Source organism: Kitasatospora sp. NPDC051705, assembly GCF_044453265.1.
Taxonomy (GTDB): domain Bacteria; phylum Actinomycetota; class Actinomycetes; order Streptomycetales; family Streptomycetaceae; genus Kitasatospora.
In genome coordinates this window covers 33,712-56,257 of the sequence record NZ_JBITCO010000037.1, presented here as the reverse complement: position 1 = coordinate 56,257, position 22,546 = coordinate 33,712, and the positions used below count along the sequence as shown (strand labels likewise).

The following is a 22,546-nucleotide window of genomic DNA, read 5'->3' as shown; positions in this document are numbered from 1 at the left end:
CAACACACCCATACCACCCACCGGCCCCCCCCCCCCGGCCCGGGGCCCCGCGCCGGGGGGGCGGGGGGGCCGCCGCCCGCCCCCCCCCCGCCCCCACCACCCCGCCCGGGGCCCCGCCGCGTCCCTTCGGCGGCGTCACCCACTACGACGAGCAGCAGCGCGCCGCCCTGCACGACGCCGAAGAAGTCCTCGTCACCGGATGCATGCGCGAGCGCGGCTTCGACTACCGCCCCCAGGGCCTCGTCACCGGCGACCACCGCGTCGACGCCAACCCGTACGGGCTGCTCGGAGCCGACCAGGCCGCCGCCGACGGCTTCGGCGTGATCAGCACGGTGCTGCACCTGAAGCAGGCCGCCGACCCCAACCAGGAGCACGACGCCGACCAGGCGTGGAAGGCTGCCCTCCTGGGGACGGACGCGCACCGGGTCACCGTCGACCTGCCCGGCCAGCAGCAGTTCTACTACAACGGCGACTCCTGCCTCACCCGGGCCCGCGACACCCTCTACGGCCCCGACTACTTCCGGCTGTTCAACACCTTCCAGGTGCTCAGCGGCGATGTCGTCGCCGGAGTCCAGGCCGACGGCCGGTACGCCGCCGCCGAGGGCCGGTGGCGGGACTGCATGTCCTCGGCCCACCAGAGCGCCACCCACCTGGCAGACCCGGTGGCCGTGATCGACCAGCGGGTGAAACAGGAGGGCGGAGATCCGGCGAAGACCCACGACCTCATCGGCGGCGAGCTCTCCCTCGCCAGGACCTCGGCCCGCTGCCAGGACCAGGCCGGCTTCGCCGCCACCGTGGAACGGATCCAGGCCGACGTCGAGAAGACCGTGCTCGGGGCCGACCAGCCCCTCCTCGACCAGCTCCGCGGCCTGCGGCAGCAGGCCCTCGCCCGCGCGAGCCACCCGGCCCCGACCGCCACCCACTGACGGCACGACCCCCGGCCGCCCCGCCGCCACCCGGCCGTCGCAACCCGCGGCAGCGGACCACCCGGCGCCCCCACCGGCCACTCCGCGCCCGAGAGGCGAGTCCGGCGGCGGCCCAGCCCCGCAGCCCGGGTCGCCGCCGGATTCCGACAACCTCTTCTCCCGTCCTTCTCGTTGCACCCGTGGCTGGACCGAGTGCGTCTGGATGCGGTCGTCTCAGTTGCACTGCCCACAGAAGCAGGGGGTCCGTTCGAGCCGTTTCGCCAGCCACCTGCTGGCGCGTATCCGTGCAACCGGATTCCTGGCCATACCGCAAAGGCGCAGCAGCTCCCACTCGTCCCGACGAAGCTTGCGCAGGTGCCGTGCGCCGAAGTACATGGCCATGTCGGTCTTCAGTCGTGTCCGCAGGACGGACAACTGTCTGGCCCGGATGCAGGTGATCCTCAGACCGGCGGTCGGCCCCTCGACTCCTGCAGGAGCAGTTCGTACAGACGCAGGCTGGAGGTTCTGGACGGGTGCCACCAAGTTGCCGCGTACGGTGAAGAAGAGCGCACGCGTCTTGGGTGACATCAGCATGCCGTTACCGTTCGCGTAGTACCAGGTCATCATCTCCTCCGCGAGCTGACGGCTCTCCTCGTCGGTCATCGGCGGTTCACGGTTGAGATCGGATACCGCAGTCAGTTCCCAGAGCTCCAGGTAGGCAGCCAGCATGCGTTCAGTGAGCTTGCCTTTGAGCTGGCGCCGGTAGTTGTGGGCCAGCCACAACCCGGCGGCCGCCACTGCCATGGTCAGGAGCGTCTGCATCCCGTCGTGCACTGCGTCCCCCCGCAGGACTCGTCAGAAGGTGAAACGCCGAGGCAGCCCCCGCGGTTCACGACCTCCTTGCAAGGTCCCTGATGACACGTCAAGTCGCAAGGCCGTCGACGGCCGGTCAGCCGCAGGTGTTGTCCGGGTGGTCGTGGGTGATGGCGCAGATCATCGCCTTCGCCCGGCCGTTGTTCGGGTACCGGCGCTGGAGCTCGCCCTTGAAGTCGTTCCACTGGCGGGTGATGTCCTTGACGGCCATGTCGTAGGCGCGGTCGAAGTTGTGGCCGGCGGCCGAACGCGGGCTGTCCGCGGTGTCCTTGTTGAGCACCCCGTCGTGGGTGACGCGGTTCGCGCAGTCGGACACCGTCCCGGTGTGGTCGCGGTCCGGGTAGCAGCCGGTGGCCAGGTCGTGGGGGATGTGGCCGGTGGCGTCCTTGGCCCAGTCGGTGCGGCTCATGGCGCTGTAGCGGGCGATGGAGAAGAACGCGGGCAGGTCGGTCCTGCCCAGGCCCGGGGGGTTCCTGACGCCGACGGCTCCCGGGCCGGCCTGGTCGCCCCAGTTGCTGTGGGCGTAGAAGTCCTCGATCTGGTGCCAGCCGCGGCCCAGGTCCTCCAGCACCTCGCACTTCGCCCGCCCCGGCTGGTCGTTCCACGTGCAGGCGGGGGAGAGGGAGGTCTGGGCGGCGAGGACGTGCCCGTTCGCGTCGACCAGCCGGTCCGCGGCGGCGACGGCCCGCTTGAAGTTGTGGACGGAACCGTCGATGCAGTCGATGATCTCGGCGTCGGCCTGCTGGCGGCTGCGGGGGTAGCGGCCGTCGTACCGGGGGTCGAGGTAGTCGGCGTTGTCGCAGTGCAGCTTGCCGATGCCGAAGTACTCGCCGTGGTCGTTGGCGACGATGGCGCCCGAGTTCCCGTCCGCCATCGCCGTCAGCGAGTTCGGGTGCCAGCCCCCGGCCCCCAGCGCGGCCCGGGTGATCCTCTCGTGGTTCCCCCCGCTGAAGGCCTGCGCCGGTGTCGCGGCACCGAGGGCGGTGGAGCACAGCAGGGCGAGGCAGGCGGCGCCGGGGGCGAGCAGGCGCCGCCTGCGGGAGGCGGTGGCGGGATTCACGGGGTCTCCAGGGGTGCGGTGGACGTCTTCGGACGGGCGGCGCGCGACCGGGTGCGGTGTCCCGCCCCGTCCCGCCCGCCGAATTAAGCATGTCCATGCCATATCAGCCTGAACCGCCACGGAGCCTGAGGCCCGTGTGCCGGTGCCGGGCGCCTCCGCCCGCCCCGGCCGGCAGGCCTCCGCGCGGCCCTGCCCGTCGCCCGGTGGCCTCTTCGTGTACGCCTGCGTTTGCTACCATCGCGGCTCGCGCGGACGCCCGGGGGCCGCGCACGGGGGAGACGGAGCCGGATCCATGAGCGTGCCCACTGGAGTCTCACAGTTCCGCCTGGGCCACCGGGCGAGCATGACCCGCACCGAGGGGGTGCGGAGCACGACCTACCGGTCGCAGTGGCACCTGTTCCCGCTCGGCGCGAGCCGGCGCCCGGAGTCGGGGGCCGTCGTCCTCGACGTGTTCTGCGGCGACTGCCGCCTCCCCGTCAGGGTGGTGCTGGAATCCGGGCCGACCGCCGCGCAGAAGCAGCGCACCCGCAGCACGTTCGGCTGGCTCCTGCTCGCGGCGGGGATCGTCCTCGTCGTCATCGCCTGCCTCATCGGCGGCGGCGGCGCCGTCGCCGGCCTGTCGGGCGTGAGCGGCCTGCTGGCCGTGGCCACCAGCTTCGGGGTGCGCAGCGCCGCAAAGACGTACCCGGGCGTCCACGTGGAGCGCAAGCAGATCGCCACCTCGGACGCCCCGCACCGGATCTTCGTCAGCTGACACCGCCCGACGGTGACGGGCTCCGGTGAGTCCGGCCGGTCCCGGCCGCGGTCGAAACCCCGTACGCGATGACGTCGGCGCGTCGCGCGTCAGGCCGGGCCCCGGTTCCGTGCTGCGCCCCCGTGTGCCCGTTCGCCCGCGTGTGCCCCCTTGCCCCCTGTGTGTCCGCTCGCCTGCGGGGCCGAGTGGCCGGTCAGCTGCGGCCGGTGCGGGTGAGTATGGCGGCGACGGTGCGGATGGCGGCTTCGGCGTCGGCGAGTTCGTCGTCGGTGGGCGGGACGGCGCCGAAGGCACGGCCGCCGGGGGCGTCCAGAGCGCGCCAGTGGAGGACCGGTGTGAGGTGGCTGCTGGCGTCGGCGAGGAACCAGGCGAGGTGGCCGTGGGTGCGTGCGACGGTCGTGGCGAGGGCGGCGAGGGCCTCGCGCAGCGCGGCGAGCCGCTCGATCCTCGGCAGCGCCTCCTGGACGTCGGCGGGGCCGACGGCGCCCGCGAGGGCCTCGGCGGTCTGCCGGGCCAGCGCCGAGTCGGGCGTGCTGAGCTCCCACGTCCCGTCGGTGAGCTGGAGTTGCGCCTCGTGAACGACCTGCTCGACCGCTTTGGACATGCTCATGGCGGCACCCTATCCGCCGAACGGATCTTCTCGTCTCCGAGGGTCCGTCCCCGGGGGCGGGTCGCCGTACGGCCCGGCGGAGCCTGGCCGGTGGAGGCCCGGCAGCAGGCCCGGTCGCTCGCTCCGGTCGGTCCCCGGCCCGCGACTCGGGCTGAGGCGGCGGTGCCGGTCATGCCGGCATCCGCCCGCTCCGGACCGTTCCCGGCGGGCGGCCGTCCGGGGTGTGCGAGGCGTCCGGGTCCCACGGCGGGCCCGTCGCGTCGGTCGGGGCGCAGGGCGTCGAGGTGCGCCAGGTGGGTGTCGACGGCGTCGAGGGCTGCGGCGGACGTCCGGTGGATCCGCTGGCTGCCAGGAACGAGGCGGGCTCGACCGGCCGGGGAGGTGTCGGCGGCGGCTCTGCGGGACTTCTCGCTCATGAAGTCACTCTATAGGCGACACGCCGACTTGTCATCGGATGGATGACCGCGCTACAAAGGTGTCAGGTGAAGCGCACTGGCACCCATTCGATCTGTGGAGGTGTTTCGCGATGCTGCTGCGCACTGACCCGTTCCGCGAGCTGGACCGGCTGACCCAGCAGTTCCTGGGCAACACGGGGACTTGGTCGCGTCCGGCGCCGATGCCGCTGGACGCCTACCGGGCCGGCGACGAGTACGTGATCTGCTTCGACCTGCCGGGGGTGGACCCGGAGGCGATCGACATCGACGTCGAGCGGAACATGGTGACCGTCAAGGCCGAGCGCCGCCCGCGCCAGGAGGGCGAGGGCGTGAAGTGGGAGCTGTCCGAGCGCCCGCTCGGTGTGTTCTCCCGCCAGGTCATGCTCTCCGACACCCTCGACCCCGCCGGGATCACCGCCGACTACGACGCCGGCGTGCTGACGCTGAAGATCCCGGTCGCCGAGAAGGCCAAGCCCCGCAAGGTCGCCATCAGCCACAGCGGCGACCGCAAGCAGATCCGGGCCTGACCCGTCCCCGACCGTTCCGGCCGCCCCCGATCTCTCCCCCTCGATCGAAGGGGCGGCCGGAACACCCCCAGTCGGTCGCTTCCCGAGGCCGCCCGGACGGGCAGCGCCCCGGACGCCCGGAGCGCTGCGCCAGGCCCGGGGGCCGCAAGATCCGGCTGCTGAACCTCACCGGTCTACACCGGCGCCGGGCACTCGGACTCCGACCGACCACCCTCACGCCGCCGCCGACCCGCGGCCGGCCGGCCCCCGGAAGGCTCCACAGCCATGACCCGCTACCGCCACCTGATCCAGCAGGTCCGCACCCTCGGCCGCTACGCCGGCGACGAGGAAGCCGAACGCGTCCTCACCGCCGTCCTGGCCGTCCTCGGCTCCCAGCTCACCGGCGAGGAGCGCTGCGACCTCGCCGCGGCCCTGCCCGACCGCGCCCGCGCCGTCTTCGCCTCGCAGATCCCCCTCCCCGCCCCGGTCGCAGCCCCCGTCTTCGTCGAAGCGGTCGCCCGCAACCTGGGCACCAGCCTCACCGCGGCCCGCTGGGACACCTCCTCCGTCCTCGCCGCCGTCACCGACCTCGCCGGCGACGACCTCAGTGACCGCATCCTCGCCCAGCTGCCCCGCGGCTACGCCCTGCTGTTTGGCCGCGCCGACCTGACGGTCGCCGCCTGAACAGACCCGGAGGGGGAACCCGGGAGACCCCGGCCCGGGCGTTCCACCTCCCGTGGGCCGGACGTCCGTCCCGCCACCGCCGACGCCGGCTCCCTGGCCACGAACACACTGATCGAGCCCGTCCGGGACCACCTTGCCCCGGCGCCGCCGACCGCTCCCGGGCCGGACCCTCCGCTCCTGCACCGACGGCGCGCCGCCGCGGGCCCGGGCCGCTCGTGCGGAGACCGCCCGGCAGGTCGTCACTCGGTCTCGAACTGTACGAGGTGGGCGACCTCTCGCCCTTGCGCGTCGAGACAGGGGTAGATGCCGCCGTTCTCGCCGTGGTCCAGCAGCGCGATGACCGTCGACCCGGTCCGTTCGTCCGACAGGACGTGCCATCCGGCACGGAACGTGTCAGGCGAGGATTCCTCGGGCGGCTGCAGGGCGTCGGGACTGTATTGCCGACACGCCCCCTCGAACGCCGGCAGCAGACCTCGGTCCCGGCCGTTCGCCGCACGGCGCCGGATCTCCTGCCCGGCCAGCCTCATCAGCCCGCTCACCAGGGCACCGTCGTCGTCCCGCCGATCGCCGAGGCACACGACGCCGCAGTGCGTCATCACGCCCACGCCCGAGTACTCACCGAGTTCCACCGGCGGTGCCTCGTCGAACCACAGCAGCAACCCGAGCGTCATCGGCGCCTCTCCCGGCGCCGCATCCATCACCGCGTACACCCGATGGCTGCCCGCAGGCACCTCCAGGCCGTCGGCCTCACCCGACGTGGGGTCGAACACGAGGGCCATGTCCGAGGAGACCGGGAGCGTACCCACGGGGTGGATCCACCACGAATCGCGCGGCCCGCTGGTCTGCGGTGCCTCCGCGAGGTGGGCGAACAGGGTCTTGGCGAAATCCATCTGACGTCTCCTCACTGCCAGGGCAGAGCGGGGCCGCCCTCCTCCAGGCCCGCATCCTCTCAGCAGCCCCTGACAACGAAGGCCTTCAGGAGCAGCGGAACCCTCCCGGCCGCCGTCCAAGCCGGGGTGCCGACCATGCCCACGCTGTTCATCGCGTTCGACCTGCTGCACGCCCACGGCCGCCCCCCTGCTCGCCGAGCCGTACGCACGACGACGGGACCTGCTCGAGAATCCGGAACCGGGGCAGCCGGGTCTGCGCGTCCCGCCGACCGGGGACTCGGTGGCCGAGGCCTACGGGTGGACACGCGAACACCGGCTCGAAGGCGTCATCGCCAGACACGGCGACTCCCGCTACCTCCCGGGGGCACGCTCCCGGGACTGGATCAAGATCGAACACCTCCGGGCGGCCGACGTCGTGATCGGAGGCCGGCTGCCCGCGGGCCCCGGCGCAGCCTCGGTACGCGCCGTCCTGACCTGAGTGGGCGGCGACGGGACACCGGGAGCCCGGCGTCCCGCTTTTCGCGCGGGGCCGAGGCCCGGGCCGCCGGTCACGTCCGCGGCATCGGGCAGACGATGGAATGACACGGGATCCTGGTGCGGTGGCCGGGCGAGCGGGCGAGGAGGTGGTGCACGGTGGCGGAGCGGTTGGGGCCGGCCGATGCGGCACTGGCGGCGGGCGGCCTGCTGGACGTCCTCGGCGTGGCGGCCGTCGTGGTGGACGCGCAGGGGCGGATCTCGCTGTGGAGCCCGCAGGCACAGGCGCTGTTCGGCTACCGGGGCGAGGAGGCGCTCGGCCGCGCGGCGATCGACCTGCTGGTCTCGCCGGACCGGCGGCAGACGGTGCTGGAGGCGTTCGAGCGGGTGATGGCCGGCGAGGGCACCTGGGCGGGGGCGTTCCCGGCCCGGCACAAGGACGGGCGCACGGTGCTGGTGGAGATGCGCAACATGCGCCTGCAGGCCGCGTCCGGCACCTGGTACGCGCTGTGCATCGTGTCGTCCCGGGAGACCCTGCAGCGGGTCGAGCGGGATCTGGCGCTGTCGGCGCGGATGGTCGACCAGGCACCGATCGGCCTCGCGGTCCTGGACGAGGACCTGCGCTACGAGCTGGTGAACCCGGCGCTGGAGCGGATCAACGGGGTGCCGGCCGCCGAGCACCTGGGCCGCACCCCGCACGAGGTCCTGCCGCACCTGGACGTCGCGGCGATCGAGGACCGGATGCGCGGGGTGCTGGTCACCGGCCGGCCGGTGCTGGAGGAGTTCACCGTCGGCCACATGCCGTACGACGACCGCACCCACGCGTGGACGTCGTCGTTCTACCGGCTGGAGGACCAGGCACACCGGGTGATGGGGCTGGCGATCTCCGTCATCGACGTCACGAACCCCTACGAGCAGTCCCTCACCGCGGCCCGCGCCCGGCGGCGCCTGTCGCTGATCGCCGACGCGTCGATCCGGGTCGGCACCACGCTGGACCTGCCCACCACGGCCCGGGAGCTGGCGGAGGTGACCGTGCCGGAGGTCGCCGACATCGCCGCCGTCGACCTGCTGGACGCCGCCCTGCCCGGGGCGACGGGCCGCGCCGACGACGGGCCCGCCCGCTTCCGCGCGATGGCGATCAAAGCCGCCCAGCCCACGCCCGCGACCCTGGCCGCGGACCCGGTCGGCGAGGTCACCCGCTACCACCCCCGCCGCCTGGTCACCCAGGCCGCCGTCGGCGGCCACCCCGTCCTCGTCGCCCACGTGAGCGCCGCCGACCTGCCCCGGATCGCCCGCGACGAGACCGCCGCCCGCCTCCTCGCCGAGGCCGGCGTCCACTCCTACCTGGCGGTGCCGCTCATCGCCCGCGGACGGGTCCTCGGCGCCCTCGACCTCAAGCGCACCCGCAACCCCGACCCGTTCGACCAGGACGACGTCCTGCTCGCCACCGAACTCGCCGCCCGCGCCGCCGTCGCCATCGACAACGCCCGCTGGTACCAGCACCAGCGCCAGGCCACCATCGCCCTCCAGCGCCACCTCCTGCCACCCCAGCACGCCCCCGACCCGCCCGGCCTGGCCATCGCCCACCGCTACCAGCCCGCCAGCGCCACCGACGACACCGGCGGCGACTGGTTCGACACCATCCCCCTGGCCGGCCACCGCACCGCCCTGGTCGTCGGCGACGTCATGGGCTCCGGGATCAACGCCGCCGCCACCATGGGCCAGCTGCGCACCACCACCCGCGCCCTGGCCCGGCTCACCACCGACCCGGCCGACCTCCTCACCCACCTCGACGCCACCACCCGAGACCTCGGCGACGCCATGGCCACCTGCCTGATCGCCCTGTTCGACCCGGCCACCGGGCTCCTGCGCATCGCCTCCGCCGGCCACCCCCCGCCCGTCCTCGCCCGCCCCGGCGACACCCCGCACCCGGTCCGGATCGACCCCGGCCCGCCGCTGGGCGTCGGCGGCCTGCCGTTCCCCACCCGCGACCTCACCCTGCGCCCGGGCGACGACCTCGTCCTCTACACCGACGGCCTCGTCGAAGTCCGCGACCAGGACATCGACCGCCGTCTGCAGACCCTCGCCGACCTCCTCGCCGGCCCCCGCCGCCCCCTGGACGACACGTGCGACCTGCTCCTCACCGCCCTGCGCCGCCCCGACACCCCGGACGACGTCGCCCTCCTCATCGCCCGCGTCCTGCCCGCCGGCCCGGACACCCCCGACCCGTGAACCGGCAGCGCTCCCGGCCCGGCCCCGCCGATCGCCGCCGCGCGGCTCGGCCAAGGGCCGGGCCCCGGGCCCGTGCGACCGGCTGTCAGCGGTGGCTGGCAGGGTGTGCGTGACACGTACGTACGGTCACGTGAAGATCGGAGCCTGACGATGCTGCCCGCCATTGCCGAGCGCGACGAGTTCGCCGCACTGGTCATCAGAACCGACTTCAGCGACGACCGGGCCTGGCAATCCGTGCTGGCAGAGCTGTCGAAGCCGTGGGAGTTCGACGGCAGCGACGATGTCGACCCCCACCTCCACGTGGTGGACGATCCGGCCTGGTCGGGTGCGACGCCCGATGCCGTGATCGCCGCGCTCTCGGGCGATCCGGAACTGAGCGTCGTCTACCTGGCGGACGGCGTCGCCATGGAGGACCACGAGCACACCCTGCTGGTGGTGTCCGTGCCGACCCGTGAGGAGCACGCGAGCGACGAGGAGTACACGAGCGACGAGGAGCACGCGAGCGACGAGGAGTTCGAGGCGGACGGCGGCACCGTCCGGACCGTTCCCGCCGGCATCGGTGACATCCACGCGAACCTGTCGATCGCCAATCTCGCCTTCGCGGACATCGTCGAAGCCGCCCGGAACGACCCCTCCGGCATCTTCCGGTCCTTCTGAGAACCCGCCGTGTGAGCTGGTCGAACTCCGGGGGCCCGTCCAACTCGCCACGGGGCCCGCCCGTTGAACGGCGCGACCCGGTCGGGCTGAGGCGGCGGCCGGCGGAGAGCCGCCCAGAGCACCAACCGGGGCGACCGCCGTGCCCGGCGGGACCGCAAAAGCGGTGGACAGCCTTCCGGCCGCCGGGCGAGCATCTCCGCGATGAACAGCGAACCCCACCCCACCAGCCCCCAGCGCGTCCGTTTCGTCGAGCTCGGTGCGAAGGCGCTGAGGGCGCTCGCCGACGGCGACCTCGCCGGCGCCAGCGCCGAGGCGGGCGTGGCCCTGGACCCGCACTTCGTCGGCGACCGGGCCCGCTGGATCTTCGGCTACCGCGCCGACCAGCTCGCACGGGAGCCGGAGGCCGCGCCGTGGATCACGCGGGCCGTGGTGTCCGAGCCGGACGGGGTCGTGGTCGGCGACGCCGGGTTCCACGGGCCGCCGGACGAGGACGGCACGGTCGAGGTCGGCTTCACCGTCGTGCCCGGGCACCGCCGCCAGGGCTACGCCCGCGCCATGCTGGCGGCGCTGCTCCGCAGGGCCGCCGCCGAACCCGGCGTCAGGACCGTGCGGGCCAGGGTCAGTGCCGACAACACCGCCTCCCTGGCCACCGTCGCGGGCTCCGGGTTCACGCGCGTCGGCGAGCAGGGAGACGAACACGACGGGCTCGTGATCGTCTTCGAGGTCCAGGCGGACGCGATCCGGACCGGGCACCCCGCGGCTCCGGCGGACTCGACGTCCGTCCCGGTCGAGCCCTGACCGAGCCGTGGGACATGGCGGCAGGGTGGCCGGGTCAGAAACTCCCGACCCGGCCACCCGCCCGAAGCGGGCCGCTCACGCCGTGCCGTCCTCCGGGCTCCACCGCGGGACCCTGACGGCACTCATCGACCACGGCTTCCGCTGGTTCCGCTTCGACGGCTGAAGCCTGGCCGACGCGCTCGGGCAACCGGCCGATCCGCCCGCCCCGACGGCTGCCGGGTCACTGCGGCCTGCCGGTCACGCCAGGCACGCCCGTTCGGACCGTTGCCGGTCCTGTGACCAGCAGCGGAAGGACCGGGGAGCCCAAGTGCAGCCGGAGGCCGCCCGTGCCGCCGACGCCGCGCTGCGCCCGTGCCGGCGAGGACCACCGGCGGTCGTGGAGCGCCGGTGCGGTGGCGCTCGACGAACACGAAGCTCAGGAGGAACGGCCCGGCACCTCGTGGAGCAGCTTCAGCCTTCGGCCGGTCGGGGGCTGCTGACGGGTGGCTGAACCGTGGCTCCGGATACGCCAGCCGGCCCGGCGGCGTCGCGGCGTAGTTCCGCTGCGAACTGTGCACCCGCCAGCAGCGCCAGGTTGGAGAGCCACAGCCAGATCAGGAACAGCACCGTCCCCGCAAGCGAGCCGTACAGGCGGCTGTAGGTGCCCAGGGCGCTGGTGTACAGCGTGAAGCCGGCCGAGAAGACCAGCCAGAGCGCCGCCGCCAGGGCGCCGCCGGGCAGGCTGGTGTGCCGCCGCCGCGCCGGTTCGGGGCCGGTGCGGAAGACGACCAGCACCAGTACGGCCACCACCAGCAGCAGAACGGGCCAGCGGACGAGCGACCACACCAGCGGTACCGTCCCTCCCAGGTGCAGAGCCCGGCCCACGCCCTCGGCGACAGGACCGCTCAGGATCAGGGCCAGGGCGCTGACCGCCAGCAGCACCAGCAGCACCGCCGCCGTCGCCACGATCCGCGGGGCCTTGCGCAGCGGGGAGCGCCGGTCGCTGGTGCCGTGCATCCGGTGGAGCGCCCGCCGGAACACCGCCAGATAGCTGCAGCACGACCACAGCGCGCTGCCGGCGCCCGCTGCCAGCAGTGTCCAGCCGGTCGAACCACCGCCCAGTGCCTGGGACAGCACTCCGCCCAGCTGCGCGCCGGCCTGGCCCGGCACCAGCCCGGCCAGGTGCGCCGCCGCGTCCCGGGCCACCGCCGGGCTGATCAGTGCGAAGCCGACCACCGTGGCCAGCAGTGCCGGCAGGACCGCCAGGATCGCGTAGTACGTCAGGGCTGCGGCGAAGTCGGTGACGTCGTCGTTCCACATCGTCAGCGGCGTGCGCCGCAGGGCCCGCCACCACCGTCCGTCGCCACCCGACGACCGAGCCACCGCACACCCCCAACTGCCCAGGAGACCGAAGGCGTCCGATCGGACGCCTCGGCCGCCTGCCCGCTCCGTACGATGCGAAACGCCTCATCCGCATGGCGTCCGTATGACGGCTGTCGTGCCAGTCGGTGAGCCGGACTGACCGGGTTCTGCAGCAGGGCCACCAGGGCACGGGGCGTGGCTCCGGCAGGGCCGCGGGGGAGCGGCGCACGTCGTGCGCGCCGTCTCCGTCCAGGGCCCGGGCCGCCCGCTCGTCGAACGTCCCGGGTGGGCCTCGAAGCGCACCCGGTTCTGTGCGTGTCCCCCTTCCGAGGAGCCACCGCAGTGCCAGCCGTCGGACGCGTGCACGGACCACCCGGGGGTTGTGCTGTCGGCGGGCACCGTTGGCGGCGGCTCCTCTGTCAGGGCCTCGAGCCGAGGTTTGCCGGACGGCTGCCCGTCCCTGGCAGGCGGGAAACGACCGTGCCGCCGCCAACGGAATGGACCTGGTGGGCGTCGCCGCGCGGCTGGGGTCGAGGAGGGCGGCGACGCCCTGTCGGGCGCCTGGGCAGCGGGTGCCGGTCCAACCCCCTTGGCCGCGTCGACGGCGGCCGGCAGACGGGGGAGGAGGCGTCCTTCCGGGCTGTGGGGTGGCGCAGTAGCCTGAAAGATTCACCCGCATGCGAAGGGGTTCTCTGCTGATGCGTCCGAACTGGGACCCGGCGTCGGTCGGCGAGATTCTCGAACCAGCCGGTTCGGTACCGGAATCGGTCCTGTGCCGGGCGCGCAGGACGATAGCCGCTCACGCGCTCGACCGCGAAGACTGCAGGCGGCTTCTGGAGGCGTTGGGCCTCGCGGAGGACGAGCCGTCGGCGACCCCGGGACATCAGTGACCGGACCGAAGCCGCTGTGGTTCCCGCGAGCCAGTGCCGCAGGCGCTTGCTCGAGGAGACCTGAGCGGGTGAGGGCTGGTCACTGACCACCTTCGGACTGGTCGGGTTCCTGCGGGCCGACACCTGTTCGGGCCTTCTGGGAGTAGCCTCCGGCCGGACGGCGGGACGGGCCCTTGGTCCCCTGGTCACGCCGGTGCTTCGAGGGGCCCTGCTCCTCGCCGCGCGGGCTTCGCTCTCCACGCTCTGCCCTGGCACCCCCTGCTCCTCCTCTTTCGAGGGTTCGCGCCCCCGGGCCGGGTCGGACACGTCCGTCCCAAGGTGCTGCTGGTGCATCTGAGCGACGACGTGGCTCCCGGTGGCGGCCACGTGTGGAAGGATCCCGCCGGGCTGTGGCGGCTGCGGATCGAGGGGGAGGCGGCGACCGTGCTGTCCGCGCCCGACGACTACGCCGACGGCCATCCGGTTCTGCACGCCGTCGCGATGCCCTGAGGACCGGTCGACGCCTGCCTGCCCGCGTTGTCCGGGTCTCAGAGGGCGGTGGTCCCACCGGCACCACCACGGGCCGTCGGCGGGGCCGGTCAGGCTCACGGGGCTCCTGCGGCGCATGTCCACGCCCTGGCATGCTGCCACGCCGGGGCGGTCGGCCCCGCCAGGGCGGTGGAGACGGGGACGGGGAACGACGGGGACGTGCTCGACGGGATGCGCTCGGTCCCGGGGAGACGGCGGTGGCCCTCGGGCCGATGACGGTCGAGGCAGCGCCGGCCGTCCCGGAGCCCGCCCTCGACGGGGCCGCCGGGACGGCCCCGGGCCACGGGCGCCGGGCACACCGCCGACCAGGCCCGGGCTGCGGGGAGGTCGGCTCCGGGGAGCGGGGAGCTCAGTGGCCGGTGGTCTGGTCGGTGAGCATCGCCACGAGGCCGGTCCGGCCTTCGGTGCGCAGTCGGCGCAGCTGGCGTCGGGCGCCGTTGCCCTCCCGCAGCAGGCGTTCCAGCGCGGGGGCGATGTGGCGCCCGTCCCCGGTGCCGTCGATCACCGGGCCGGTGTGGTCGAGCAGGGCGGCCACGGCATCGGCAACGGGGGCCAGACGGTCGGAGGTCGGGTCGAACACGGTGCCCGTGCAGCCGTGCCGTGCACTGTGCCACATCGCGGCCGCCAGGAGTTCCGGTTCGACGGGCGGGGGCCGGTGTCCGGATCGCGCGTCGGTGAGGGCTCGGGTGGCCAGGGCCCTCACGATTCCCGCGAGCATCACCGCTTCGTCGGGCCGTACCTGGACGTCCATGGCCCGGATCTCGACGGTGGGGAAGTGCTCGGAGAGGCGGATGTGCCAGTAGATCTGCCCGAGGTCGCCTATCAGCCCGCGTCCGACCAGGCCCGTGGTGCGCCGGTCGTAGTCGTGCGCGCCGTCGAACACCGGCGGCGGTCCGCTGACGGGCCAGCGGCCGAAGACGAGGGTGCGCCAGCTCGCGAACCCGGTGTCGGTGTTGTGCCACAGCGGCGAGTTCGCGGCGAGCGCGACCAACAGGGGCAGCCAGCGCCGCAACCCGTTCATCACCGTGACCCCGGCCGCACGGTCGGGAATGCCCAGGTGGACGTGCATGCCGCAGATCATCTGCTCATCGGTGAGCATCCGGGCGTCGGCGTGCATGGCCTGGTAGCGGGCGGTGTCGGTCACCGGCACGGGCACCCGGTCGGCGAAGGGCGCCGCACCAGATGCGACCAGGCGGCAGCCCTCCTGCCGGGCGGCTTCGCCCAGGGCCAGGCGCATGCGCAGCAGATGGCCGCCGGCTTCCTCCAGGCCGTGGCAGACGGGGGTGGCGACTTCCAGCTGGGCCTGGAGGAGTTCGTGCTGGACCTCGTCGCGTTCCAGGGCGGGCTGGAGACGGGCGGCGCGGCGTACCTGGGCGGCGCGGGCCACCGGGAGGCCGGTGGCCGGGTGGAGCAGGAGGTACTCCTCCTCGATGCCGAGGGTCAGCATGCCGGGCGGGTACCCGTGCGCCGGGCGCGTATGCGCCCGCGGTCCGCCCGTGGCCGCGGGCGTTCCTGGGGTCCGTGAACGGTGAGGCGCAGCACGCGGTCGCCGTGGCTGTCAGGTCCGGGCGGCTCTCAGGTCAGTGCGCCGGGCCAGGCCCGGGTGGCGTCCCGCTCGGGTGGTGCCCGCGCCGGCGGGCTCGGTGGCACAGCCCGGGGGAGGGGGCAGGTCGGGCAGGAGCGGTGCCGGCCGGCGAGGCGGCCGGCGGGGCAGTGGCGGCGCCGGGGGCAGCGGCGCGGTCGGTGCGGCGATGGCGGTCATGGTCTCGACCCCTCTTCTTCCTCGGCCCGGCCCCTGACAGCGGGCGCCTACCCGTGCCGGGTGCCCCCACGCCCGGTTCCGCCGTCGGGCGGTCCTCCGGCCGCCGCCGGCCGTCCGGGCAGGGGACCGCAGCGGCAGGCTGCGGCATGCGGGTGGTCTGCCCGGCGCGCCCGCGCGGGTGCCCGGAAGCCGGGTACCAGTGCGTCCGGCGCCGACTTCCACCCCACCGAAAGGACCGTGCATGGACGCGATCGTGCTGCTGAGGGAAGACCACAAGAGCGGCTCGCCGCGCTCGACGTGCCGGTGCCGTCCTGGATGCGCGCTCCCGGCGAGTGTCCCGGCATGTTCGGCCCGGAGGTGGCGATGGACGAGCTGGCCGAGCGGCTGGGCGTGGACCCGGTCGAGTTGCGGGTGCGCAACGAGCCCGCGGTCGAGCCCGGCTCGGGCAGGCCGTTCTCCAGCCGCAACCTGGTGGGCTGCCTGCGGGAGGGGGCGGCGCGGTTCGACTGGCCGCGGCGCGACCCGCGGCCCGGGGTGCGCCGGCGCGGCGACTGGCTGGTCGGTACGGGCGTCGCGGCCTCCACCTATCCGGTCAGCCGCATGTCGAAGTCGACGGCGGTGATCCGGTGGGAGGGCGGGCGCTTCGTCGTCGAGATCGGCGCGGCCGACCTCGGCACCGGGACGTGGACGACGCTGGCGCAGATCGCCGCGGACGCCCTCGGGGCGCCGGTGGGGGAGGTGGAGGTGCGCATCGGTGACACCGACTACCCGGTGGCGTCGGTGGCCGGAGGCTCCTCGGGCATGACGACGTGGGGCTCGGCCGTGGTCGAGGCCGCGCTTGCCTTCCTGGCCCGGTACGGGGCCGAGCCGCCGGAGGGGGCCGAGGCGCTCGGCTCCGTCGGGCCGGCCGACGACCGCTACGCGATGCACGCCTTCGGGGCGCGGTTCGCCGAGGCGCACGTCCACGCGGACACCGGTGAGGTGCGGGTGCCGCGGCTGCTGGGCGTGTTCGCCGCGGGTCGGATCATCAACCCGCGCACGGCGCGCTCGCAGTTCGTCGGCGGGATGACGATGGGGCTGTCGATGGCACTGCACGAGAGCGGAGTGCTCGACCCCCGTACCGGGCACGTCGTCAACCACGACCTCGCGGACTACCACGTGGCGGCCAACGCGGACGTCGTCGGGATCGAGGCGCACTGGCTCGCCGAGCACGATCCGCACGTCAACGCCGTGGGGTCCAAGGGCATCGGGGAGATCGGCATCGTCGGCACGGCCGCCGCGGTGTCGAACGCGGTGTGGCACGCCTGCGGCGTGCGGGTGCGGGACCTGCCGATCACGCTGGACAAGGTGCTGCCGGCGCTGGAGCGCCCGGCCCCGTCCGGGTGAGGGGCGCGGCGGCCGTCGTCCCCTGGCCCGCTGCCCCCGGGCCCGCTGCCCCCGGCCCGCCGCGCGTCCGCCACGGCCTGACAGGCCGGACGTGCCCGAACTCAGCCCTCGATCGGCTCCCAAGCTGGTATGACTGTCACCTCTTTCAATGATCATTCAGCTCGGGGGCAGTTCAGCATGGTGCAAAACAGCGCGGTCGTCGCGCTGACCGGAGTCCGGCGGGTGTACGGCAGCGGTGAGAGCCGGGTCGCGGCCCTGGACGGGGTGACCCTGGAGTTCCCGGCCGGCTCCTTCACCGCGGTGATGGGGCCGTCCGGCTCCGGAAAGTCGACCCTGCTCCAGTGCGCGGCGGGGCTCGACCAGGTGGACGAGGGCCGGGTCCGCCTCGCCGGAGTGGACCCGCGCGGCATGTCGGAGACGGCCCTGACCAGGCTGCGCCGTGAGCGGATCGGCTTCGTCTTCCAGTCCTTCAACCTGCTGCCCACGCTGACCGCCCGGCAGAACGTCGAGCTGCCGCTCCAGCTGGCCAAGAAGCCGCCCCGGCCCGCCGACGTCGACCGGGTACTGTCCGAACTGGGCCTGGCCGCGCGAGCCGCGCACCTGCCGAGCGAGCTCTCGGGCGGCCAGCAGCAGCGCGTGGCCATCGCCCGCGCCCTGGTCACCCGCCCTCAGGTGCTCTTCGCCGACGAGCCGACCGGGGCCCTGGACTCCCGCACCTCCCGGGAGGTGCTGGCGCTGTTGCGCCGGATCGTCGCCGAGCACGGGCAGACGATCATCATGGTGACCCACGACCCGGTGGCCGCCTCGTACGCCGGGCGGGTGGTCTTCCTCGCCGACGGCCGGGTGGTGGACGAGCTGGCGGACCCGACGGCCGAGGCTGTCGCCGCCCGGATGGCCGCGCTGGAGCCGACCGACGACGAACCCGGCGGCGCCGGCCGCGACCACCTCGAGGAGGCCGCGGCGTGCTGAAACTGGCCATGGCCAACCTGCGCAGCCGCTGGACCGCCTTCGCCGGGGTGTTCGCCGCCCTCGTCCTGGGCACCGGGCTGATCTCGATGATGTCGCTCGTCCTGGCCGCGACCGCCGGTACGCCCCACCCCGCGCCCCAGCGGTTCGCGGCCGCCACGGCCGTGGCCGTGCCCGCCGACGCGCGCGGCGAGGCGGCCCGGCTTCCCACCGGGCTGCCGGCCACCGTGGCGGGCGGTGCGCCGGCCGGGGTCGTCGCCGACCGCACCTTTGCGGTCCGCCGCCCGGGCGGCCCGTCCGACGCCGTCGGACACGGCTGGTCATCGGCCGCCTTGACGCCGTACCACCTGACGACCGGCCGGGCGCCGGTGGCGGACGACGAGATCGTGCTGACCGGCGGCGCCGAGCTGGTCGGCCACCGGATCCCACTCACGACCGCGGCCGGACGCTCCGCCTACACCGTCGTCGGCGCCACCGAGCAGCGCTGGTTCGAACACGCCGCCTTCTTCACCGACGCCGCCGCCGCGCGGATCTCGCCACCCGTCAACGCACTGGCGACCACCGGCCCGGCAGCCGCCCTGCCGACAGCCGACGGCGTGCTGCTGCTCACCGGGCAGGACCGCCGCCAGGCCGATCCCGACCCGTCCGGCGGTGCGGACCAGCTGCTGAACGCGCAGGCCATGGCCGCCACCACCAGTGGAATCGCGGTCTCGGTCGCGGTCTTCATCGTGATCGCGACCTTCGCCTTCTCGATCGAGCAGCGCGGCCGCGAGCTTGCGCTGCTCCGGCTGACCGGGGCCACCCCGTGCCAGGTGGCCGGCCTGGTCCTGGCCGAGGCCGGACTGGTCGGCACGGCCGGGTCGCTGCTCGGGTCGCTGCTCGGGGTGGCGGGCGCCGGCGTGCTGCGCGGGTGGATGGTCCACCACGGTGTCGCACCCGGATGGTTCGACGTCGGCGCCGATCCGCTCGCGCTGCTGCTCGCCGCTCTCCTGGGCGTCGCCGCCGCGCTGTCGGGCGCCGCCGCCGTCGCCGTCCGGGCCGCCCGGGTACGCCCGGTCGCGGCGCTGCGGGACTCCGCCGCGAACAGCCGGGCGATGACCCCGCTGCGCTGGGTACTGGCCCTGGGCCTGTTCGCCGGCGCCGTCGCGACCGGCTGGACGATCACTGCGACCTCACCCGAGTACGCGGTGAACGCCCGCAAGTACGGCGCCGTGCCGCTGCTCTTCGTCGGCGGTCTTGCCCTGCTCGCGCCCGTGCTGCTGCGGCCCGTCGCCCGGCTGGCCACCTGGCCGCTGGCCCGGCTCGGCGCGGGTCCGCTGATCGTCCGCCAGAACACGCTCAACGCCGGGCGCCGGACCGCCGCCACGGTCACCCCCGTGGTGGTGGCCGTGGGGTTGGTCGCGGCCATGATGAGCATGCAGGGCGCCGGCGACGGGGCCCGCGCCGATCTCGCGCGAAGCCAGACCCGTGCCGCCGCCGTGGTGCTGCCCCTGGACGGCGGGCTGCTGGACCGTCCGACGGCCGCCGCGCTCGCGAACCTGCGGGCCACCACGGTCACCCCCACCCGGCTGGAGATCAGCGGCGCCGACGGCACCGTCCTGGACTCGCTCAGCGGAAAGGCCGTCCGGCCCGACGCACTCGGCTCGGTGCTGAAGCCGACCGTGGTCGCCGGCTCACTGACCGGGCTCGGCGACGACTTCCTGGTGGTCGACGAGCACACCGCCCGCAGTGACGACCTGTCACCGGGGCAGACCGTCACCTGCTGGCTCCCGGACGGGTCACGGACCGCACTGCGCATCGCGGCGGTGGTCCGGACCGGTCTCAACGGCGACGACACCTACCTCTCGGCGGCACACACGGCGGGCGCACTGCCCGCGCTGGCCTGGCTCGACACGCCCGCCGACGCGGCAACGGCCCGGACGGCGCTCGACGGCCTGGACGCCGCGGTCGGACCAGCCGACCTCTACTTCGACCGCTCGGCGGCCAAGCAGCGCGCGCAGTCGCGGAACGCGAGCGTGGTCGTGCTCGGGATCTCGGTCGGCTACTCGCTGCTCTCGGTAGCCAACACCCTGGTCATGGCCGCGGCCGGCCGGCGGCGCGAACTCGCGGCACTCAACCTCGCCGGGGCGACCAGGGCCCAGACCCTGCGGCTGATCGCGGCGGAGTCCCTGCTCGCCGTGCTGGTGGGCACCCTGCTCGCCGCCGTGGCCGGCGCGGCGGTCGCGGCCACCCAGGCGACCGCGCTGCACCGCCTGGTGGGCGGGTTCGCGGCCACCGTCCCGTGGGCACCGCTCGCGCAGGTGGTGGTCCTGTGCGCCGCGGTCGCGGTGACCGCGGCCGTGCTCGCCGCCTGGCGCGTCACCCGCGGGCGGTCGATCGAGGCGGCGGGGGCGCGGGAGTAGCGGGGCTTGACGCGGAGGCCGAGCGCCACCCGGCCCGGGCCGGCGGCTCCGCCGGCCCGGGCCGGGTACGGGTCACGCGCGAACCCGACGATGCGGTCGGCAGGCCGCTTCGACGGAGTCCGACGACGGAAGCCAGCCGGACGCGGTTCGCCCGGACGGTGAACCGACGGCTGCTCCCGACCGCGGGCCCGGCCCCCGGTCCCTGACCGCGGATCCGGACCCCGGTTCCCGCAGCTGACGGCCGGCCGTCAGCTGCGGGTCTCGATCCGCAGGTCGCCGGTGGTCACCCGGCGGATGGGCTCGCTCGTCAGCAGCTCGTGCGGCTGGCCGAGGGCGATCGCGCCCGCCGCGTCGAGCCGGCCCAGCTGGGCGTCCGTCAGCTCGACCGCCAGGGCGCCCAGGTTGTCCTCCAGCTGGGCGGGGGTGCGTGCGCCGAGCAGCGTGCTCGTCACGCCCGGCTTCCGCAGCGTCCAGGCCAGCGCCACCTGGGCCGGGGTGCGCCCCAGCTCGCCGGCCACCTCCCGGACCACCTCGGCCACGCCGAGGCTGCGTTCGGTGAGGGTGCCCAGGGCTAGGTTGTGGCTCCGGCGGGTGCTCCCGTCGGGGCCGGCACCCGTCGCGCCCACGTCCTCCCGACCGTATTTGCCGCTGAGCACCCCGCCGCCGAGCGGTGAGTACGGGACCACGCCCAGGCCCAGCTCCCGGGCCATCGGGATCAGGTCGCGCTCCGCGGTGCGTTCGATCAGGCTGTACTCGACCTGCAGCGCGACCAGTGGCGACCAGCCGCGCAGGTCGGCGATCGCCTGCATCCGGGACACCTGCCAGGCCGGGGTGTTGGAGATCGCCACGTACAGCACCTTGCCCTGCCGGACCAGGTCGTCCAGGCCGCGCAGCACCTCCTCCACCGAGGTCCGGAAGTCCCAGACGTGCAGGTACAGCAGGTCGAGGTAGTCGGTGCCGAGCCGCCGCAGGCTGCCCTCCACCGAGCCGGACAGCGCCTTGCGGTGCCCGCCCCCGGAGTTGGGGTCGCCGGGGCGGCGCAGGGTCGAGTACTTGGTCGCCAGCACCAGGCGTTCGCGCTCCTCGCGGGCGAACTCGCCCAGCAGGCGCTCGGAGCTTCCGTCGGTGTAGGTGTCGGCGGTGTCGAGGAGGTTGCCGCCGAGCCCGACGTAGCGGTCGAACAGCTTGCGGGCCTCGGCCCGTTCGGCGCCCCACCCCCATTCGGTGCCGAAGGTCGCGGTGCCCAGGGCCAGCGGTGAGACCCGCAGTCCCGAGCGGCCCAGCAGCCGGTAGTCGTCCAGGGCCAGTGCCATCAGGCTCTCCTGTGCTCGCGTGTGTTCGTGTTCCGTTGCCGGGACCGAGTCTGCGGCGGCGGCCGACCCCTGATAAGGGAGGGACGTTCCTGGGAAGGCCGGTCCCACCCTGGCGGTTGGACCGGTCATGACGACACGCACCGTGGACACCACCGTCGAACTGGCGGCCTTCCTGCGAAGCAGGCGCGAACGGCTGGACCCGGAGCGGCTGGGCCTGCCCTCGCACCGGCGGGCCCGGCGCACGCCCGGACTGCGCCGGGAGGAGGTCGCCGAACTGGCCGGGGTCAGTACCGACTACGTGGTCCGGCTGGAGCAGGGCCGCGGGCTGCGGCCCTCGGCAGAGGTTCTGGCGGCGCTGGCCCGGGCCCTGTGCCTGGACCCGGGCGAACGCGACTACCTGTTCGACCTGGCCGGACGCCGCCGTCCCGGCACCACCGGCGGTCCGGACGCCGGTGTGGCCCCGTCGCTGGCCCGCCTGGTCGGCGACCTCTCGCCGCTGCCGGCCATGCTGCTGGACTACCGCTACGACATCCTCGCCTGGAACCCCGAAATGGCCCGCCTGCTACCGGGCTTCGAGGCCGTGCCGCCCGCACGGCGCAACGCGATGTGGCTGTGCCTGCTGCACCCGGAGATGCGCGGCTTCTACACCGACCGGGAGCAGGTGCTGCGGGACGGGATCGCCCACCTGCGCGCGGCATGGGCCGCGCACCCGCAGGACCGGGAACTGTCCGGCCTCATCGCCGAGTTCGCCGCACAGGACGAGGGCTTCGCCCGCTTGTGGGCCGAGCGGGAGGTCAGCGTCAACGGACGCGGCCGGAAGTCGCTGCGGCATCCGGTCGTCGGTGCGATCACCGTCGACTTCGACGTCCTGCTGCCGCTCCAGGACCCGGAACTGCGCCTGCTGGTCTACCGAGCCGCGGACGAGGAGAGCCGCGAGGCCCTTGACCGGCTCTGCGTGCGGTGACGGCCGCCCGGGAGCCCGGCCACCTGGGGGGCTCGGGCTCGCCGCGCGGACTGGGTGGCCGTCGCCCGAAACGGTGGGCCCGACCCGACAGCGGGGGCGAAGCGTCCGGCTCCCGGT

At 74.3% G+C, this 22,546-nt stretch carries 19 protein-coding genes and 1 pseudogene; 13 read left to right on the top strand and 7 right to left on the bottom strand.

Translation table 11 applies throughout. The features are described from left to right. Positions 1 to 203 precede the first annotated feature (203 nt). Positions 204 to 926 carry a hypothetical protein gene (locus ACIA8Q_RS31080; protein ID WP_396318083.1) on the top strand — a complete coding sequence of 241 codons (723 nt, stop codon included), beginning with the start codon at positions 204 to 206 and terminating at the stop codon, positions 924 to 926. A 213-nt stretch (positions 927 to 1,139) separates the two neighbouring features. Here the strand turns inward: ACIA8Q_RS31080 and ACIA8Q_RS31075 are convergent, their stop codons facing one another. Beyond that, positions 1,140 to 1,709, bottom strand: a complete 570-nt coding sequence (locus ACIA8Q_RS31075) for a hypothetical protein (RefSeq protein WP_360215392.1) — start codon at positions 1,707 to 1,709, stop codon at positions 1,140 to 1,142. 145 nt (positions 1,710 to 1,854) lie between these two features. Continuing rightward, the gene (locus tag ACIA8Q_RS31070; RefSeq protein ID WP_396318082.1) at positions 1,855 to 2,838 is read right to left on the bottom strand and encodes a hypothetical protein; all 984 of its coding nucleotides are present in this window, start codon (positions 2,836 to 2,838) and stop codon (positions 1,855 to 1,857) included. Positions 2,839 to 3,130: 292 nt separating this feature from the next. On the opposite strand from ACIA8Q_RS31070, the gene ACIA8Q_RS31065 reads away from it, so the two are divergent. After that, entirely contained in the window at positions 3,131 to 3,592 is a 462-nt protein-coding gene (locus tag ACIA8Q_RS31065; protein WP_360215398.1) for a hypothetical protein, read from the top strand. A gap of 193 nt (positions 3,593 to 3,785) precedes the next feature. Here ACIA8Q_RS31065 and ACIA8Q_RS31060 read toward each other — a convergent pair whose 3' ends face one another. Next, positions 3,786 to 4,202, bottom strand: coding sequence for a hypothetical protein (locus ACIA8Q_RS31060; protein ID WP_360215401.1), 417 nt, complete (start codon positions 4,200 to 4,202; stop codon positions 3,786 to 3,788). A gap of 526 nt (positions 4,203 to 4,728) precedes the next feature. Here ACIA8Q_RS31060 and ACIA8Q_RS31055 point away from each other — a divergent pair. Together ACIA8Q_RS31055 and ACIA8Q_RS31050 are read left to right on the top strand one after the other, a co-directional pair. Further along, complete coding sequence (locus ACIA8Q_RS31055) at positions 4,729 to 5,163, top strand: Hsp20/alpha crystallin family protein (protein WP_354644735.1); 435 nt, start codon at positions 4,729 to 4,731, stop codon at positions 5,161 to 5,163. Positions 5,164 to 5,427: 264 nt separating this feature from the next. Then, entirely contained in the window at positions 5,428 to 5,826 is a 399-nt protein-coding gene (locus ACIA8Q_RS31050; RefSeq protein WP_360215404.1) for a DUF2267 domain-containing protein, read from the top strand. A gap of 239 nt (positions 5,827 to 6,065) precedes the next feature. Here ACIA8Q_RS31050 and ACIA8Q_RS31045 read toward each other — a convergent pair whose 3' ends face one another. Then, complete coding sequence (locus tag ACIA8Q_RS31045; RefSeq protein ID WP_387906238.1) at positions 6,066 to 6,716, bottom strand: hypothetical protein; 651 nt, start codon at positions 6,714 to 6,716, stop codon at positions 6,066 to 6,068. A gap of 187 nt (positions 6,717 to 6,903) precedes the next feature. Here ACIA8Q_RS31045 and ACIA8Q_RS31040 point away from each other — a divergent pair, with 187 nt between their 5' ends. From ACIA8Q_RS31040 to ACIA8Q_RS31025, 4 genes are all read left to right on the top strand, one after another. Beyond that, positions 6,904 to 7,194, top strand: a complete 291-nt coding sequence (locus ACIA8Q_RS31040) for a hypothetical protein (protein WP_360215466.1) — start codon at positions 6,904 to 6,906, stop codon at positions 7,192 to 7,194. A gap of 155 nt (positions 7,195 to 7,349) precedes the next feature. Next, the gene (locus ACIA8Q_RS31035) at positions 7,350 to 9,422 is read left to right on the top strand and encodes a SpoIIE family protein phosphatase (protein ID WP_360215409.1); all 2,073 of its coding nucleotides are present in this window, start codon (positions 7,350 to 7,352) and stop codon (positions 9,420 to 9,422) included. 150 nt (positions 9,423 to 9,572) lie between these two features. Then, positions 9,573 to 10,079 carry a DUF6924 domain-containing protein gene (locus ACIA8Q_RS31030; RefSeq protein ID WP_396318081.1) on the top strand — a complete coding sequence of 169 codons (507 nt, stop codon included), beginning with the start codon at positions 9,573 to 9,575 and terminating at the stop codon, positions 10,077 to 10,079. A 201-nt stretch (positions 10,080 to 10,280) separates the two neighbouring features. After that, on the top strand, positions 10,281 to 10,877 hold the full coding sequence (locus ACIA8Q_RS31025; protein ID WP_396318080.1) for a GNAT family N-acetyltransferase: 597 nt from the start codon (positions 10,281 to 10,283) through the stop codon (positions 10,875 to 10,877). A gap of 450 nt (positions 10,878 to 11,327) precedes the next feature. Here ACIA8Q_RS31025 and ACIA8Q_RS31020 read toward each other — a convergent pair whose 3' ends face one another. Next, entirely contained in the window at positions 11,328 to 12,260 is a 933-nt protein-coding gene (locus ACIA8Q_RS31020; RefSeq protein WP_396318090.1) for a YihY/virulence factor BrkB family protein, read from the bottom strand. 923 nt (positions 12,261 to 13,183) lie between these two features. Here ACIA8Q_RS31020 and ACIA8Q_RS31015 point away from each other — a divergent pair. Continuing rightward, positions 13,184 to 13,597, top strand: a complete 414-nt coding sequence (locus ACIA8Q_RS31015) for a DUF6296 family protein (protein ID WP_396318089.1) — start codon at positions 13,184 to 13,186, stop codon at positions 13,595 to 13,597. 388 nt (positions 13,598 to 13,985) lie between these two features. On the opposite strand, the gene ACIA8Q_RS31010 is transcribed toward ACIA8Q_RS31015, so the two are convergent. Further along, positions 13,986 to 15,083, bottom strand: coding sequence for a glutamate--cysteine ligase (locus ACIA8Q_RS31010; protein ID WP_360215424.1), 1,098 nt, complete (start codon positions 15,081 to 15,083; stop codon positions 13,986 to 13,988). 570 nt (positions 15,084 to 15,653) lie between these two features. Between ACIA8Q_RS31010 and ACIA8Q_RS31005 the strand changes: the two are divergent. The 3 genes and pseudogenes from ACIA8Q_RS31005 to ACIA8Q_RS30995 form a co-directional block, all read left to right on the top strand. Next, positions 15,654 to 16,784: pseudogene (locus tag ACIA8Q_RS31005) on the top strand (molybdopterin cofactor-binding domain-containing protein); the annotation flags it as partial. 177 nt (positions 16,785 to 16,961) lie between these two features. Then, a complete protein-coding gene (locus ACIA8Q_RS31000; protein ID WP_396318079.1) occupies positions 16,962 to 17,753 on the top strand; it encodes an ABC transporter ATP-binding protein in 792 nt (263 codons plus the stop codon). Then, entirely contained in the window at positions 17,747 to 20,152 is a 2,406-nt protein-coding gene (locus tag ACIA8Q_RS30995) for an FtsX-like permease family protein (RefSeq protein WP_396318078.1), read from the top strand. The genes ACIA8Q_RS31000 and ACIA8Q_RS30995 overlap by 7 nt, the downstream gene beginning before the upstream one ends. Before the next feature lie 248 nt (positions 20,153 to 20,400). Here ACIA8Q_RS30995 and ACIA8Q_RS30990 read toward each other — a convergent pair whose 3' ends face one another. Continuing rightward, on the bottom strand, positions 20,401 to 21,465 hold the full coding sequence (locus ACIA8Q_RS30990) for an aldo/keto reductase (RefSeq protein WP_360215434.1): 1,065 nt from the start codon (positions 21,463 to 21,465) through the stop codon (positions 20,401 to 20,403). A gap of 127 nt (positions 21,466 to 21,592) precedes the next feature. On the opposite strand from ACIA8Q_RS30990, the gene ACIA8Q_RS30985 reads away from it, so the two are divergent. Then, on the top strand, positions 21,593 to 22,429 hold the full coding sequence (locus ACIA8Q_RS30985) for a helix-turn-helix transcriptional regulator (RefSeq protein WP_360215437.1): 837 nt from the start codon (positions 21,593 to 21,595) through the stop codon (positions 22,427 to 22,429). The last annotated feature ends 117 nt before the right edge of the window (positions 22,430 to 22,546 follow it).

Coding starts and splice junctions, on each gene's coding strand:
- ACIA8Q_RS31065 (WP_360215398.1), top strand. CDS start 3,131: ATGAGCGTGCCCACTGGAGTCTCACAGTTCCGCCTGGGCCACCGGGCG.
- ACIA8Q_RS31060 (WP_360215401.1), bottom strand. CDS start 4,202: ATGAGCATGTCCAAAGCGGTCGAGCAGGTCGTTCACGAGGCGCAACTC.
- ACIA8Q_RS31080 (WP_396318083.1), top strand. CDS start 204: ATGCGCGAGCGCGGCTTCGACTACCGCCCCCAGGGCCTCGTCACCGGC.
- ACIA8Q_RS31045 (WP_387906238.1), bottom strand. CDS start 6,716: ATGGATTTCGCCAAGACCCTGTTCGCCCACCTCGCGGAGGCACCGCAG.
- ACIA8Q_RS31055 (WP_354644735.1), top strand. CDS start 4,729: ATGCTGCTGCGCACTGACCCGTTCCGCGAGCTGGACCGGCTGACCCAG.
- ACIA8Q_RS31075 (WP_360215392.1), bottom strand. CDS start 1,709: ATGGCAGTGGCGGCCGCCGGGTTGTGGCTGGCCCACAACTACCGGCGC.
- ACIA8Q_RS31000 (WP_396318079.1), top strand. CDS start 16,962: ATGGTGCAAAACAGCGCGGTCGTCGCGCTGACCGGAGTCCGGCGGGTG.
- ACIA8Q_RS30990 (WP_360215434.1), bottom strand. CDS start 21,465: ATGGCACTGGCCCTGGACGACTACCGGCTGCTGGGCCGCTCGGGACTG.
- ACIA8Q_RS31010 (WP_360215424.1), bottom strand. CDS start 15,083: ATGCTGACCCTCGGCATCGAGGAGGAGTACCTCCTGCTCCACCCGGCC.
- ACIA8Q_RS30985 (WP_360215437.1), top strand. CDS start 21,593: ATGACGACACGCACCGTGGACACCACCGTCGAACTGGCGGCCTTCCTG.
- ACIA8Q_RS31025 (WP_396318080.1), top strand. CDS start 10,281: ATGAACAGCGAACCCCACCCCACCAGCCCCCAGCGCGTCCGTTTCGTC.
- ACIA8Q_RS31030 (WP_396318081.1), top strand. CDS start 9,573: ATGCTGCCCGCCATTGCCGAGCGCGACGAGTTCGCCGCACTGGTCATC.
- ACIA8Q_RS31050 (WP_360215404.1), top strand. CDS start 5,428: ATGACCCGCTACCGCCACCTGATCCAGCAGGTCCGCACCCTCGGCCGC.